The organism is Enterococcus sp. DIV1937 (assembly GCF_050535975.1).
In the GTDB taxonomy this organism is placed as follows: Bacteria; Bacillota; Bacilli; order Lactobacillales; family Enterococcaceae; genus Enterococcus; species Enterococcus faecalis.
The window spans coordinates 615,864-630,652 of record NZ_CP172909.1 but is presented as its reverse complement, the minus strand read 5'-3'; the positions used below and the strand labels follow the sequence as shown (position 1 = coordinate 630,652).

General features: G+C 37.0%; 16 protein-coding genes. 2 read left to right on the top strand and 14 right to left on the bottom strand.

The genetic code is table 11. The features are described from left to right. Window positions 1–18: 18 nt before the first annotated feature. Together IGL13_RS03100 and IGL13_RS03095 are read right to left on the bottom strand one after the other, a co-directional pair. Window positions 19–249 carry a hypothetical protein gene (locus tag IGL13_RS03100; RefSeq protein WP_002355737.1) on the bottom strand — a complete coding sequence of 77 codons (231 nt, stop codon included), beginning with the start codon at window positions 247–249 and terminating at the stop codon, window positions 19–21. 78 nt (window positions 250–327) lie between these two features. Further along, window positions 328–1,080 carry a tyrosine-protein phosphatase gene (locus IGL13_RS03095; protein ID WP_002363253.1) on the bottom strand — a complete coding sequence of 251 codons (753 nt, stop codon included), beginning with the start codon at window positions 1,078–1,080 and terminating at the stop codon, window positions 328–330. Window positions 1,081–1,253: 173 nt separating this feature from the next. Between IGL13_RS03095 and IGL13_RS03090 the strand changes: the two genes are divergently transcribed. Further along, window positions 1,254–2,732, top strand: a complete 1,479-nt coding sequence (locus IGL13_RS03090; protein ID WP_002355735.1) for a helix-turn-helix domain-containing protein — start codon at window positions 1,254–1,256, stop codon at window positions 2,730–2,732. 54 nt (window positions 2,733–2,786) lie between these two features. On the opposite strand, the gene lepB is transcribed toward IGL13_RS03090, so the two are convergent. The 7 genes from lepB to acpS form a co-directional block, all read right to left on the bottom strand. Further along, a complete protein-coding gene (gene lepB / locus IGL13_RS03085; RefSeq protein ID WP_002401538.1) occupies window positions 2,787–3,536 on the bottom strand; it encodes a signal peptidase I in 750 nt (249 codons plus the stop codon). A 57-nt stretch (window positions 3,537–3,593) separates the two neighbouring features. Continuing rightward, a complete protein-coding gene (locus IGL13_RS03080; RefSeq protein WP_002378073.1) occupies window positions 3,594–3,920 on the bottom strand; it encodes a hypothetical protein in 327 nt (108 codons plus the stop codon). Then, on the bottom strand, window positions 3,901–5,196 hold the full coding sequence (locus IGL13_RS03075) for a hypothetical protein (protein WP_002355731.1): 1,296 nt from the start codon (window positions 5,194–5,196) through the stop codon (window positions 3,901–3,903). Before IGL13_RS03075 ends, IGL13_RS03080 begins: the two co-directional genes overlap by 20 nt. Before the next feature lie 24 nt (window positions 5,197–5,220). Next, window positions 5,221–5,916 carry a hypothetical protein gene (locus tag IGL13_RS03070; protein ID WP_002378072.1) on the bottom strand — a complete coding sequence of 232 codons (696 nt, stop codon included), beginning with the start codon at window positions 5,914–5,916 and terminating at the stop codon, window positions 5,221–5,223. Window positions 5,917–6,234: 318 nt separating this feature from the next. Continuing rightward, a complete protein-coding gene (locus tag IGL13_RS03065) occupies window positions 6,235–6,612 on the bottom strand; it encodes a type II toxin-antitoxin system PemK/MazF family toxin (protein WP_002355729.1) in 378 nt (125 codons plus the stop codon). A 15-nt stretch (window positions 6,613–6,627) separates the two neighbouring features. Further along, window positions 6,628–7,743, bottom strand: coding sequence for an alanine racemase (gene alr, locus IGL13_RS03060; protein ID WP_002355728.1), 1,116 nt, complete (start codon window positions 7,741–7,743; stop codon window positions 6,628–6,630). A 29-nt stretch (window positions 7,744–7,772) separates the two neighbouring features. Continuing rightward, window positions 7,773–8,126: a holo-ACP synthase gene (gene acpS, locus IGL13_RS03055; RefSeq protein WP_002355727.1), complete on the bottom strand. Its 354-nt coding sequence runs from the start codon at window positions 8,124–8,126 to the stop codon at window positions 7,773–7,775. A gap of 303 nt (window positions 8,127–8,429) precedes the next feature. Here acpS and IGL13_RS03050 point away from each other — a divergent pair, with 303 nt between their 5' ends. Further along, complete coding sequence (locus tag IGL13_RS03050; protein ID WP_002401537.1) at window positions 8,430–8,696, top strand: hypothetical protein; 267 nt, start codon at window positions 8,430–8,432, stop codon at window positions 8,694–8,696. A 60-nt stretch (window positions 8,697–8,756) separates the two neighbouring features. On the opposite strand, the gene cshA is transcribed toward IGL13_RS03050, so the two are convergent. The 5 genes from cshA to IGL13_RS03025 form a co-directional block, all read right to left on the bottom strand. Beyond that, window positions 8,757–10,304: a degradosome RNA helicase CshA gene (gene cshA / locus IGL13_RS03045; protein ID WP_002355724.1), complete on the bottom strand. Its 1,548-nt coding sequence runs from the start codon at window positions 10,302–10,304 to the stop codon at window positions 8,757–8,759. 302 nt (window positions 10,305–10,606) lie between these two features. Then, complete coding sequence (locus IGL13_RS03040) at window positions 10,607–11,980, bottom strand: UDP-N-acetylmuramoyl-tripeptide--D-alanyl-D-alanine ligase (protein WP_002355722.1); 1,374 nt, start codon at window positions 11,978–11,980, stop codon at window positions 10,607–10,609. A gap of 78 nt (window positions 11,981–12,058) precedes the next feature. Next, the gene (locus IGL13_RS03035; RefSeq protein WP_002379157.1) at window positions 12,059–13,129 is read right to left on the bottom strand and encodes a D-alanine--D-alanine ligase; all 1,071 of its coding nucleotides are present in this window, start codon (window positions 13,127–13,129) and stop codon (window positions 12,059–12,061) included. A 140-nt stretch (window positions 13,130–13,269) separates the two neighbouring features. Further along, window positions 13,270–13,716 (bottom strand): YaiI/YqxD family protein, encoded by a 447-nt coding sequence (locus IGL13_RS03030; RefSeq protein ID WP_010775653.1) that lies wholly within the window; start codon window positions 13,714–13,716, stop codon window positions 13,270–13,272. After that, window positions 13,713–14,741, bottom strand: a complete 1,029-nt coding sequence (locus IGL13_RS03025) for a hypothetical protein (protein WP_002378065.1) — start codon at window positions 14,739–14,741, stop codon at window positions 13,713–13,715. The genes IGL13_RS03030 and IGL13_RS03025 overlap by 4 nt, the downstream gene beginning before the upstream one ends. Window positions 14,742–14,789: the final 48 nt, after the last annotated feature.

Genomic DNA, 14,789 nt, shown 5'->3' with positions numbered 1-14,789 from the left:
AGTTCAAGCTAAGATTGTTTATTTCATATTTTTAGAAAATTCCGAAACGACTTGTTTAACTTCATCAATGGCTTCTGGTTTTAAATAAGCCAAAAGTTTTGGTGCTTTTGTCATCAAGTACATTTTATCTAATTTGCCTGTTTGTTGGCGTTCAAACATTTCTGCAAGTAGCGCTTGCATTTTTTCTTTTTTATCTTCTTTTGTTCGATCTAGTATGAACGTTAAGAATTGTTCTTGTCCTTCTTTCATTCCCTATCCCTCCTTACAAACAGATTCTTTTCTATTATAAAACTTCTTTTTTAGAAAGGATAGTCCTTTTTTTAGGATCTATGATTTTGTGTACAGACTTAGCATGTCTTTTTTGGCGGATAAAGGTAAGCCGAGTCCCTCTTTTAAATAGCCCTCTACCGAACCAAATTCTTTTTCAATCGCCTGTAAAGCGGTCGCTAAGTACTCTTTTTTCACATAAAGTAGCGTTTCTAATTGTTGAATTTCTGCTGGAGGCGTTCCATTTGCTTGATATTGCGCAATAATTTGCTCGTTAGCGGTTTTTCTTTGCTCATTCGTCTTTAAATAATCTTCTAAAATATAAGAATGTTCCACACCTAAAGCACTTAATATCAAGGCTGCGCCGATTCCTGTTCGATCTTTTCCTGCGAAACAATGAAATAAAATAGCTTCCTGTGGATAACTTAAAAAGTTTTCAAAAAATGTTTGGTAACCTTTGCGGCCCGAATTGGAAAGAACCATTTCCTTATAAGCCATGTCCATTGCTTCATCGGGTGAACCAACCGTTTTAAGCATTCCTTCTAATGAAGCAGTCTGCGCCTGAATATCGGCCAAAATATCTATATGTAGATAGTTGGTTCCTTGAATTGAATCATCTGGTCGTTCTTGCGTTTCCGCTGCACTTCTAAAATCATAGATTCGTTTAATTTGATAGTCCTCTACCAGTTTCTGTTGATCCGCTTGTGCAATATTGACGAGTTCACCACTCCGAAAAAAATGCCCTGTCTTGACAACTGTGCCTTGTTGCGTTGGAAATCCTCCAATATCTCTAAAGTTCACCACGCTGTTCATGTTCTATCGCTCCTTCATTTTAATTATTTTGTTATCATTTAAATACTTTGTTTTTTCTTTTTATTTCTTTTTCTCAACAATAATAAAAAACACCTCAAAAAACAATCTTTTTATCAGTTGTTTATTGCCATTTTATCATAGATACAGTATTCTTAAAAGAGAGGTGAGTAACGATGCTAAAACGAGATTTTTTAGAAAAGCCTTATGATTATATGAATGATATTTTATTGTTCCTATATAATAATAAAGGCCAAGCGACACGAAATGAATTAGTAGATTTTTTCAATATTAGTTTACCAACATTGAATGAGTATCTTTCTTTTTTAGAGCAATTTTTGAAAGAAGAGCAACTTCAAGAAAACCTCACCTTAACAGTATTAGGTGACACTCTATATCTAAATAAAGCGCCTACCTTTTCCATGAAAGCAATGATCATGTTGTTCTTAGATAAATCTATTAAGTTTCACATGGTCCAGCAACTCTTCCATAAAAATGAAATAAATGGCGGGTATTTCCAACAGAATTATGCCATTAGCTCTGCTACCTATTATCGAAAAATTGTTGAATTAAATGACTTACTCAATGAGTTTAATTTACGTATCAAACGAGGAAAACTTGTCGGCGAAGAAAAACAAATTCGCTTTTTCTTTTTTAATTTTTTCTGGTTTATCTTTGAAGAAAAAACAGATTTAGAAAAAGAACTGGCCAATCAATACCTAGGATTAATCGAGATATTACAAGAAATCCCCAGAATTACCTTTGACCATACAGAAATTCTCCAAATTAAACTTTGGATGAAAATTTCTTTTCGTCGCATGGTTTTAGAACCCCTGCCAACGATTAGTCCACATGATGTCCAACTCGATCGACCTTTATTTGAAGAAATTAATTTATCTATACATACATATATGAAAAGAATCGACCGTCCATATACAATCAACGAAGCCTATATGTTTTATGACTTTTTTTGTTCCATGCATAATTATTCTGCGAATGCTGCTTTCGCCTTTCGTTTAGCAAAACAACAACGAATTGAAAAAACGTATCTTAACGAAATGAACCGGGTCATTTTAACGTACCTTAAAGCACGTGGTTATTTATCCCATTACGTGCTGCCTATTCGGCTACTTTATATTGAAAATTTACTTTTCCAATTACATGCGCAACTCTATTATTTTTCAGGATTTATTTTACCCTTTGATTATTGGACAATTCAGTCACTTTTGAAAGTCTTACGTCATCCTTTTAGCGAAAGTGAAGTTTACGAATTAGTGGAGATCGCTACAACGAACTTTGCCACAAAAGTCACTGCTTCTAAGTACCAAAATCAATTTACTGAAATTAATTATACACTTATTTTGAATCACATTGCTGAATTAAATGAAAAAAAAATAACGATTGGTGTTTATCACTCACTGAGCAGTGCTTATAGCGAGTTGGTAGCACAAAAAATACAACAGAGTATCGCTGGAAAATATCCGCTGAAAATTGAGCCTTACAACGCAGAAAACCATTATGATTTGCTTTTAATGAATACCAATAATGAACAGCTCGTTGCCCAGTATGACCATTACTATATTTTTTCAGATATTAGTAATCGTTACGACCTACAATCAATTGAAAAAATCATTCAATTGTTATTGGGCAAATAATCTCTAAAAAGAAAAGCTTAAGTGCCCTACTCTTAAATGGCTGACTTAAGCTTTTTATTTTACTTTCCCTATTTCCTTAAACGGCGCAATTTTAAATACCACGATTCCTTCAATCGCTTGTATCTCGACAAAGCCGAACGTACGACTATCACTTGAATGCGTACGATTGTCCCCTAAGACAAAGTAATGACCAGCTGGAATCTTCTGAAACAGGCGAAGTTGGGCTGCCGCTTCTTCTGATAAGTCAAAACGACTGGCATTCTCAGGTAATGCCTCATTATCACTTGCTATAGGTTCTTCTGAAAGATAAAGTTTTGTCTCGTTTACCCAAATTCGATCACCAGGAACCCCGATAATTCGCTTGACGTACGTACCTTTGCTAGCTAGCGGTGCTTTAAATGCAATCACATCGTACCTTGCTACTTGCTTCGTCCGTTGTACTAAGACTCGTTCCCCTGCGTTAAGTGTCGGCTTCATGGATTGCCCAGCAATTGGGTAGCTAGATGTCTTTAACACAAAAAAGAACACAAAAATGGCGAAAAGAATAGCTGGCATAAAAAATTTAACGACTTGGACGCGTTGTTTCTTTTGGTAGGCTTGCCGCTTTTTTTTAATCTCTTCAGCGGTCATTTTTCTTTTCGGTCCTCTTATTGATTGATGGTTATCTGTTTGCTCAAGCAAATATTCCATTGCTGTGTTAGCCTTTTGCTTTTTTAGCTGATATGTCGCAGGCAACTTTTGCTTCAAGAAGGCGCGCTTAATGTGGCGAATTGTTCGCATAACGGGCTTTATCCATTCTTCCATCGTTTTCTTAAAAGGAAAAGCTTCTTAAATAAACTTTTCCTTTCTTGCTCCTTTTTTCTATTTAACTAATTGCGTTCCTTTTTTTATATAACTACTACGTAACTGGTTTTCCTTCATAAACTGATTCAATGGTTTCTGCGCATCTTGTGCCAGCTCCCAAATACTTTGATTTGCTTCTACAAGATATTCGCTCTTCTCTGTTACTATGTTTTTCCTGATAAGCGGTTGCCTTAGCGACTGCTCTTCCTTTGAGACAGCAGCAGCCTGTAATCTTTCTGCGGAGCTACTTAATGTAACAGCTAAAAAAATGACCCCAAGACAATGTAGTTTCCTTGCTCCCATTAACTTTTTACTGACCATTTTATTAATAGTTATCTTGTTCAAGACGTGTCAGTTTAGTTAAACGTTCCTCTAATTCGCGATAAATCTCAAGTACTTCTACTTTTGATGCTTCGACTTCATTCGAAATACTTTTCGCTCGGTTACCAATATTTAACATTTCTAATTCTGCAGAATTGATTAGATGTTTTGCTTCTACTTTCGCTTCATTAACAATCCGATTGGCTTCTTTTTTGGCAGAAACCATCACTTCGCCAATTTCTTGTTGCGATTTTAAAGCCTCTTCTTGTAATTGCTGATTTTTCATTAATAAATCGTTAATTTGCTGTTTTGCGCGTAGCAGTTCTGTTAACTGCTCACTACTCGGTTCAATATTTTTTGAAACGGCTTGTAGTGTCTTCAATTCTTTTTGAACTTGTTCTAAATTGTCTTCTTTGGCCTCTACTTCTTTTCTTAGAGCAGCTAATTCTCCTTCGTAAACTTGCTTTTCAGCAAGATGTTTGTCATTGACACCTTGTAGTCGACCTAGTTTTACTTCTGCTTCATTTTTTTGCTGTAAACTATTTTGAAGCTCATTCTTTAACTCCTCCATGCGTTGTTTCACAATCACTTCTTGTTGGACAGCCTCTTGTAAGGCTTGTTTTTCGGCTTCTACTTTTTGTAATTGTACAGTTAGTTTTTCAATTTGTTCCTGCAATGCTTGTTGAGTCGTTGTGCTTTCTTCTAATTCTGTCGTTAACGTTTCTACTTGCTTTTCCATTCCTGTAATATCTCCTTTTTTCTCCAACTTTCCTTTTTCTTCTGCTAACTGGTTGTGTAATGTCTGGATATGTTGTTGCTGTTCAGCCGATTCTTTTTCTAATTCTGCCACTTGCTGCGTTAATTCACTTTCTAAACGTTCCATTTGATTATGTACAGTGGTTAATTGTTTTTCTGCATTTTGCAGATTTGTTTGAAGAGTGGTAGCCTCTGTCGTGGTTTCACTGTTTGTTTCCAGTTGCTCTTCCAATTCAAAAATTTCATGTTCCTTTTGATTTAGTATTTCAAGTAATGACTGATTTTTTTCTTCTAATGCTTGTTTTTCCGTTTCTTGTTGGTTCTTTAATTGCTCATTTTCTTCTTGAAGTTTTTTAAAGGCTGTTTCTTTTTTCTGATAGTAGGCGAGCCTTTCTCTTAACGTCGCCATTTCTTTTTCCTGTTGTTCTGGTTTGATTCCGCTAATTATTTTTTCTGGTTCGAATCCTGGCTGAAAAAAGACTTCTTTTTCAAGCGTATCATCCGAAATATCTTTAATTTTTTTGATTAAACGTCTTTTTGTCATCTATATGTCCTTTCTCTCGTCCTTTTAACTAATCACGACAGGCTCCAAATTTGTTTCAAGCGTCTCACGAGCATACGTATCAATGGATTTGACAAGGGTTTGCTCTTGATCTCGATAAGTAAAATTAAAATCAATCATGGTAATTTCTTTGACTGAATTCAACGCTGCAATAAGTGCTACAATATTGTCTTGGCCTGTTTGAAATTCATGGTAACTTAAGCCAACTGAAAAAACAGACAGTGTCAAGGTTTGTGTTTTTTCACTTCTAATCATTGTGATACTCGTCTCTCCGAGGTAAGGACGCCATTCACGCGCTAATTGTAATTCATAATTAGTCAAGACAGCGGCCGATTCTGCCGAAACAGCTTGCTTCCAGGGAAACTGATTTAAGGCTGTTTTTTTAATCGCTTGTTTTTTTATTTTGTCACCTTGAGTAGCTTGGCCTTGTGCCAAACGCTCGATCCGTTGTTCCATGCGGATATTTCGTTGATTTAATTGATAATATGTATAAACAATTCCTAACAATAATACGCTAAGTAGACAAACACTAAACAATAAATAAATCATTAAACGACTATTTTTCTGATACTTATAGAAATTTATTTTCCTCTTTAATGTCCGGTCCTCTGAATCCAGTTTTTCGACAAGTAATCGCAAATACAATTGATAGCTTACAAATAAAAATAAGCAACTACTCATTAAAAGTACAACAATCATCATACAAATATAATCTCCTTTATGTCATCGCTCGACAATCAAAACTTGTAAAATCACCTGTTACGCTCTTTAAAAACTCTATATAGTATTGATTGTAACATTCCGTTTGAGCCTTGCCAACAACTTTATTTAAAATACAATGATAAAATTTTATATTTTATATTTATATTTTAATTTTTAAAATATAAAACAAAAAAAGAGAGATGCCACTTAGCCATCTCTCTCGCTTTTACTCAAACTATGTTTAGCGAACCGAACTAGATCAGTCGCTTTTAAAAAAATCCAATTAGTCTTTGTTGATTTCATAGTAGCTATCGTTCTTTATGTAGCTGAATTTGCTTTTGCTGGGGCTGAATCGCTACTAAGTCCAACACTGATGCCTAAGGCACGATCAACTTCTTCCATAATATCAAGTCTCAAATGACAAACTTTTTCTTTCAAGCGACCCTTATCGATTGTTCGAATCTGCTCTAAAAGAATCACTGAATCTTTTTCAATGCCCGTTTCATCAGAATTAATCCCGATATGTGTTGGCAATTTTGGCTTTGCCATTTTGGCTGTGATCGCCGCAACGATAATCGTTGGGCTAAAATGATTACCTAAGTTATTTTGGACAACAAGGACAGGTCTGACGCCACCTTGTTCCGAGCCCACTACTGGGGAAAGGTCTGCAAAATAAATATCTCCGCGTTTGACCATAGTGGAACCTCCTATCTAGTTATATTCTCTGGGGATTCTTTGTGAGAAAGTACATGCAACTTCATAATGAATGGTTTCTAATTTTTCGGCTACCATTTGTAACGTATTTTCTTCATTGCCATCTTTTCCAACTAATGTAACGACTGAGCCGACAGGAACTTCTTCTGCTAAACGAATCATACATTGATCCATACACACTCGTCCGACGATTTCGCAACGCTTACCATTCACGAGCACTGTAAATCCTTGGAGATGACGCAACCAGCCATCTGCATAGCCGATTGGCACTGTCCCAATCCATTCTTCAGCTTCAGTTACATAGGTTTCGCCATAGCCAATCCCTTCACCAGCCGCTAAGCGTTTTACATGGATAAGTTCACTGGTCAACCGTAAGGCCGGCTTTAACGCATAGCTTGGGGCCAGCTTATTACCTGAAGGGTTCAATCCATACATGGCTACCCCATAGCGAATCATGTTTCCTGGCACATCAGGATGCCATAACGCTGTCGCACTATTGCTAACATGGACATACCGAGGTAACTCTTCTAAAACTGCTAGAACAGCCTTAAAACGCCCTGCTTGTTTTTCAAAATAGCTTGTATCGATTTCATCAGCTGTTGAAAAATGAGTAAAAATCCCTTCCCATAAAAATTCTTTGTGGGATTGAACAAACCGCACTGCTTGCTTAGTCTCTTCTGGGGTTAAAAAGCCAATCCGTCCCATGCCAGTATCGACTTTTAAGTGAACACGTAATGGCGTGTTACTCTCAGGCGTTAGTTGTTGAAGAGCAGCTTCTAACCATTCTTGTGTAGCTACCGTTACAGACAAATCATATTGAATCAACAAAGGCACATAAGCTAAGTCTACCACACTCAAAATTAAAATGGGGTCCTGAACACCTGCTTCTCTCAATTCAATTGCTTCATCCAATAAGGCGACACAAAAACCTGTCGCGCCACCTTTTTTCGCCGCTTTGGCGGATTCTACGGCGCCATGCCCATAGCCGTTCGCTTTTACAACCGCAAATAAAGCGGTTCCTTCTGGCAAACGTTGACATTCCTTTTGGACATTTTCAGTAATTGCTTGCGTATCGATATGTAACCGTGTAGGACGATGCCATCCAACGACCATTGTACATCCTTCTTTCTTCGTTGCTTCTATTATTCGCTTTCTAAAACAATTTGTGCAATCGCCATAGTATCTGTGTGCGTAATCGAGACAAACACTTTACCATTATGGGGCGAGTTTGCTACGTATGGTGCACCTGTTTTTTCAGTCAGCACCTCAATATCTTGTAAACCAACTTTACCAATCCCTGTGCCCCATGCTTTAGAGAACGCTTCTTTACAAGCAAAACGACCAGCTAAAAATTCTATTTGACGTTTTGTAGATAACTTTTCAAAAAGGGTCAATTCGTTAGGTGTTAAAACCCGTTGAATAAATGATCCTTGTTTTTCAACAATCGGTTTTATCCGACTTAATTCTACTGCGTCAATACCAATTCCCTTTATCATTTTCCGCCTTACTTCCTATTTAATATAGTTACTCCGAATTACCTTTCATTTTAACAAAATTTCAAAATTTTTCCACTGATTCGCTAAAAAAATAAAGAATGTTTTACAAGATCTCACACAAATTGAAGTACCATACGTTTTCTTCCTATTTACATTTTTATAAAATTTTTCTGAATTTTTATAAAAGTAAGATAACAACTAAGAAGCATCGGAAAAAAATCAGAAAACTAAGTGGATGTTCTGATTTTTTATAGAAAATTTTGGCTACTTATGGGAGAATAAAAAGAAAAAGGAGAAAAACGTATGACTTTAACTTCTCGGCAAAAAAAGTTACTTCGTTGCGCCCTATTTATTTTTACTTTGTTGCTCTACATATTTCCAATCTTCTTAAAAAATCCCAGCCTATTTTTTCTCTTGCAACTGGTTTGGATTATAACCATTCATTTGCTACAACAAAAAATGAAACTCTTCAATCTAACTTCCCCGTTGAAAACTTGGATAATTTTGGCGTTTTTCTTTTTCTATATCATTTTGATGCCTTTTTTACTTTTTTTAAGTTTTTCTATTTAACGATTATCTACCAAAAAAGAGCGAGTGTTCCGTTCATAGACGGAACACTCGCTCTTTTGATTATTTGGCGTTTTCTCGAATGACGAAACCACGTTTTTTATCGTTATGACGTTTGCCGCCACGTTGATCTTTATTTTTGCGGTCGCTATTTTTGTAATTACGGTCGCCATCTTTATGGTTTTTGTTGCCACGATAGCTGCCACCTTTACCATTGCCACCACGGTTGCGATTACGGTTGTTCCCACCGCCACCACCACGGCCATTTTTGTTAAAGCCTTTTTTATTTGAAGGCAATGGTCGTTCTGGGGTAATTTTTACAGGAACCGCATCTGCTGGATCTTTCGCTACTGTTTTTAATAATAACGCAGCTAAGTCTGTCGCTGAATATTTTTCTAATAACGCTTCAGCAGATTCTAGATATTTGTCTAAACCATTTTCTTCTAGATCACTTTCGATGGTTTCAACAGCTGCACTTAATTGTCCTTTAAATGCTTCTTTTTCGGTTGGTGGACGTAATGGTGTCATCCGTTTTTTCGTTAGGTTTTCGATGACATGTAAGTAACCCATTTCGTTTGGTGTTACAAACGTCACAGACATACCACCTTTACCAGCACGACCTGTCCGACCAATACGGTGAACATAACTTTCTGGATCTTGTGGAATATCGTAGTTATAGACATGGGTGACACCTGAAATATCTAACCCACGTGCTGCTACATCTGTTGCCACTAAGATATCTAAGTTACCATTTTTGAATGAACGTAAAACGCTCATCCGTTTTTGTTGTGATAGGTCGCCATGGATGCCTTCTGCTTTGTAACCACGCGCTTCTAACCCGCGGGCAAGTTCATCAACACGGCGTTTTGTCCGACCAAAGACAATGGTCAATTCTGGGGTTTGCACGTCTAGTAAACGTGTCATAATGTCAAATTTTTCAAAGTCTTTTGAACGTACATAATATTGATCAATTAAATCAGCCGTCATTTCTTTGGCTTTAATCTTCACATGTTCTGGTTGTTTCATGAATTTCACGCCAATATTCTTGATTGCTGGCGGCATAGTTGCTGAAAATAGAAGTGTTTGACGTTGTTCTGGCACTTGTGAGATGATTTTTTCAATGTCTTCCAAGAAGCCCATGTTTAACATTTCATCTGCTTCGTCTAAAACTAATGTTTCAACAGTTTCTAATTTCAAGGTACGACGGTTGATATGGTCTAGTAAACGTCCTGGTGTACCTACAACGATATGTGGACGATCTTTTAGTCCACGGATTTGGCGACCGATATCAGCCCCACCGTAAACGGCTTGGACGCGAATCTTTTTATCGCGGCCTAAACGGAATAACTCTTCTTGTGTTTGGATAGCCAACTCACGGGTTGGTGCAATGACTAATCCTTGAATAACGCGGTTGTCTGCGTCAATTTTGTTAAGCATTGGTAAGCCAAAAGCAGCGGTTTTCCCTGTTCCTGTTTGTGCTTGTCCGATTACGTCTTTTCCTGCTAACGCTAACGGAATTGTTTCTGATTGAATAGGGGTTGCTTCCTCGAAACCTGCGCGTTCTACCGCTGATAATAATTCTGGCGCTAAACCAAGTTCTTTAAATTTCAAATGATATCCTCCTAGATTTTGTTTCGGAAAGAACGATTTCTTCCTAGTTTCAGGTGTCTTCACTTTCAGTTGTTAAAAAGAAATCCATTATAGTGTGCCAACTATTTCTTCTTTCCTGATTTCACCGAAAAATTCACCTTATGGCATTAGAAAAGCCAAACGTGGTCGTTCAGCTTCACATTTATTATTAAACATAGAAATAGATCTATTTTATTTACTACGATTCAATTTTTCTCGTCATCTTCCGGCAATAGGTCATTCTATCATAGAATCCTATTTTCAGCAAGTTTTATGAAACTTATTTACTTTTCCAAAAGTGCATCGATGACTTCACGAAGTCCCATCCCGTTACTTCCCTTTAAAACCACCATGTCTTCTGGCTGTAAGACTTTTTTGACAGCTTCAATCAACTCATTTTTTTCTTCTTTTTTAAAAGAATGAATGTTAGCTGGTGCATAGGTTTCTTGCAATTTATCAGCTAAATAAGCCATTTCAGAACCATATAAAAAGACTTCTTCAATCGCATCTGGGGCTAAATGCTGCGCCATTGCTTGATGCATGGCAGCAGAATCAGGACCTAATTCCAGCATGTCTCCTAAAACAGCAATTCGTTTTCCTACTTTGGACATTTTGCTAAAACTGTCCAGAACAAGACCCATAGCTGTCGGATTGGCATTGTACACATCACTTAAAATTTCGGCCCCATTCGCTGCTTTCAACCATTCTGTCCGATTCTTTGTTAGTTCCGCTGTAGCCAACCCTTTTTGAATCTCACTATCCGTTAATTGGAAATACCGACCAATGCCAATTGCGATTAATGCATTGGTGACATTATAGGTTCCTGGCACTGGAATCGTAAACGTCATTTGTGTATCACTGATTTTGAATGAGGTTTGCTCTTTGGCTTCATTTGTGACGATTCCTTGAAGTTGACTTTCCTGGCTAAAACCAAAAGTAATCACTTGTTGCGTGACTTTTTCCACCAATGGTTCTAGCAAAGGTTCATCGCTTGGCACAAATAAACTACCGTCTTTGGCTAAACCATCTACGATTTCCATTTTTGCTTGTGCAATGCCTGCTCGTGAGCCTAAATTTTCCACATGGGCTTCGCCAATCATTGTGATGGCGGCAACTTCTGGCTGAGCCAGATTGGAAAGGAAAGAAATTTCCTGAGCGTGATCCATACCCATTTCTAAAATCAGTTTTTCTGTTTCATCAGGCATGTGTAAAATAGTATAGGGTAAGCCAATTTGATTATTGTAATTGCCTTGCGTTTTGTAAGTCACAAACTTTTCAGATAACACAGCAGCAATCAAATCTTTAGTGGTGGTTTTTCCATTACTGCCAGTCACAGCGATGACATTCGGTTGCATTTTATTTAAATAATAGGTAGCTAATTTTTGCATAGCAACCAGTGGATCAGTAACATGCAAAACAGGCAATTGTTGCGGTGCATCGACTAAATCCTGTCCCCAAAAAGCGGCTTGACAGCCATTAGCCATGGCACTCTCAATAAAACGATGACCATCATTTTCACCTTGTAAAGGAACAAAGAGATTTCCTTTCACAATTTTACGACTATCAAATTCAATGCCTGTTAAAGGAAAATCAGGCCATTGTTGCCAATCATTACTGGCTTCAACCGCTTGCGCTACTTCCCAGAAGGTTAATTTCATTATGTTTTGCTCCTCTGACACAGGGACTGGGACATGCCAAAGTCTTGTCATGTCCCAGTCTTGTGTGATTTTTTCTTCTTAGTTATTATAAAATTCTTGGCGTTGTTTAAAACGATTCAAAGCTAACTGAATCAGTTCCTCAATTAAATCACTGTATTTCAAGCCCATATTTTCCCACAGTAAAGGATACATACTAAAGTCAGTAAAACCAGGCATGGTGTTCAATTCATTCAGGAATAATTCGTTTTTGCTTGTTAAGAAGAAATCACAGCGACTTAAGCCACTTCCATCTAACATAATATACGCTTTTTTAGCGTATTCTTGCGCTTGATGAGCTACTTCTTCTGGAACATGCGCTGGGATTTGCATTTCAATCGTGTTATTGATGTATTTTGCATCATAATCATAGAAAGCGACATCTTTCACCACTTCACCAGGTAAAGTCGTACGGACATCTTCATTTCCTAAAATGGCTACTTCAATTTCACGTGCTTCGATCCCTTGTTCAACAATTGCTCGGGCATCATAACGGAAAGCTTCTTCCAATGCTTCTTGCAATTCTTCACGATTTTCCACTTTGCTAATTCCGACACTAGAACCCATATTGGCAGGTTTAACAAAGACTGGATAAATTAAAGAACCTTCACATTTTTCAAAGACTTCTTTTGGATTTCCTTTCCAGTCACTTCTTAAAACTGGCACGAATGGTACTTGTGGAATGCCAACAGTTTGTAAAAGATATTTCGTCATGATTTTGTCCATTGCGTTAGCACTAGCTAAGACACCCGCGCCTACATAAGGCATATTAATGGTTTCCATGAATCCTTGAATTGTTCCATCTTCACCATTTGGCCCATGTAAAACAGGGAAAACAATCGCTTCTTCTTCATAAATTTCCGAAGGACTGATTCGTTTTCCTGAAAATTCGCCTGTTTCTTCAGGTGTTTGTGCCCAAGTTAAATGTAAAACTTCTTTATTTTGTGGTCGTTCAGATAAGAGAGGGCCTTTTACCCATTGACCGTCTTTACTAATAAAGACTAACTGTACTTGATAATATTTATAATAGATTGCATTTAAAACGGAATATGCAGACAAAACAGACACATCGTGCTCTTCACTTCTGCCGCCATACAACAAAATAATCTTCAAATGCTTGTCCTCCTAGTTTCTTTCCTGTCTTTTAGAAAAAATTATTTTTCAAATTATCCTTACTTATTTTAGCATAAAACCCAGTTTCATAATAGAAGCAAATTTAGTGAAGGAAAAATTCTTTGCTTGCCTTTTCCTTGCTAAAGACTCCGTTCCACCAGCTCAATAAGGGCTTGTTTAAACGTTGTTCTATCTTTGTCTGTAAAAGGTTTAGGTCCTTTCGTTCGGCCACCTTTTCGCCGAATTTGGCCACTAAAATAGCGTTGTTCTAACAAGCCATCAATATTTTCTTTCGTATATTGATAACCCAGTTGATGTAAAACCGACACTCCTTTTGGCAAAACCAAGGAAGCTAAGCCATAATCTTGTGTAATTAAAAGATCCCCTTTTTTTATTAACTGCACAATTTTAAAATCAGCAGCATCCGCTCCTTTATCAACATACACAAAAGAGACATTTTCTGGATAATCTTTTAAGGAATAATGATCTACACTAGTAACAATCACCACATCCAAAGCTTTCTCTACAGCGACTTCAATAACCGTCTCTTTCACAGGTGAACCATCGCCATCGACAAAAATTTTCATTCATTTCCCTCGATTCTTCCTTGCTCTAACCATTTGGGATGACGTTGAAAGTAGTGTTGTAATTCGTCAAAAACGACTTCTTTAACCGCTTCATATAACTCTGTATTTCTTAAAATGGTTTTCGTTGCATCAGTGTAGCGGGGCTTTGGTATCGTAATGGCTAAAACAAAATCAAATTCTGCTAAAAAACTATCTGCTGTCACAGATAATGAGTAATGTTGCTCCTCTAAAAATTGATTAAAGGCGGCCACTACGCCATCAAGAAAGCCCTCATAGTGGGTTCCGCCAAGACTGGGATAATGCCCATTAACAAATGTTTTTTGCACTTGCGGCGCATGATTTTTACTCAAAATAAATTGAACAAGGGCCAATTCTGTTTGCTTGGCTTGAATAATCGGTGCAGCTTTTCTAGTTAATGGGTTATCTTTTTCAAATAAATAATTACTTAAACCTTTAGGGTAATAACAAAGATTTTTTTGTTCCTCTTCTTGTGTTAAGAGAATCTTTAAGCCTGGATTCAACATGGCAATCTGTTGACATTGTTGTAAAACACGCATATAAGAAAGTGATTCTGTACCAAAAATTTGCGTATCTGGCCAAAATAAGACTTCAATTCGTTCCTGGGTTTCTTCAATAGGTAATAATAATCGTTTTTTCAATTGCCCTTGATGGTAAATAAAAATAGTTCGCTGTTTTTCTTGATCGATACTGATTCCTACTTGTTTTGAGAAGGCTTGTAAAACAGATAAATACAGAAAAGGTGGTTCTAAATCGACTTGCTTTTGTTCAAAAACAAGCGGTCGTGTGGAAGATACCTGAAAAGAGATTTGTTGACGCGATAACTGTATAGCAATTTTCCCTTGATTCTTTTCAATGAAAAACTCTAATAAACCGTTAATTGTCTGAACAAGTAAATTCTCTAAGCCGACTAAGCCAGTCGTTCCAATGAACGCTTCTGGTCGTTTTTGAATCCGTTCAATAAATTCATCATTTTCTAAAACTGTTAAAAGATGTGCAACACTCATCCTGCTGCCTCCTTTGCAATCTGTTTCTTTTAATTATAATGAAAAAAA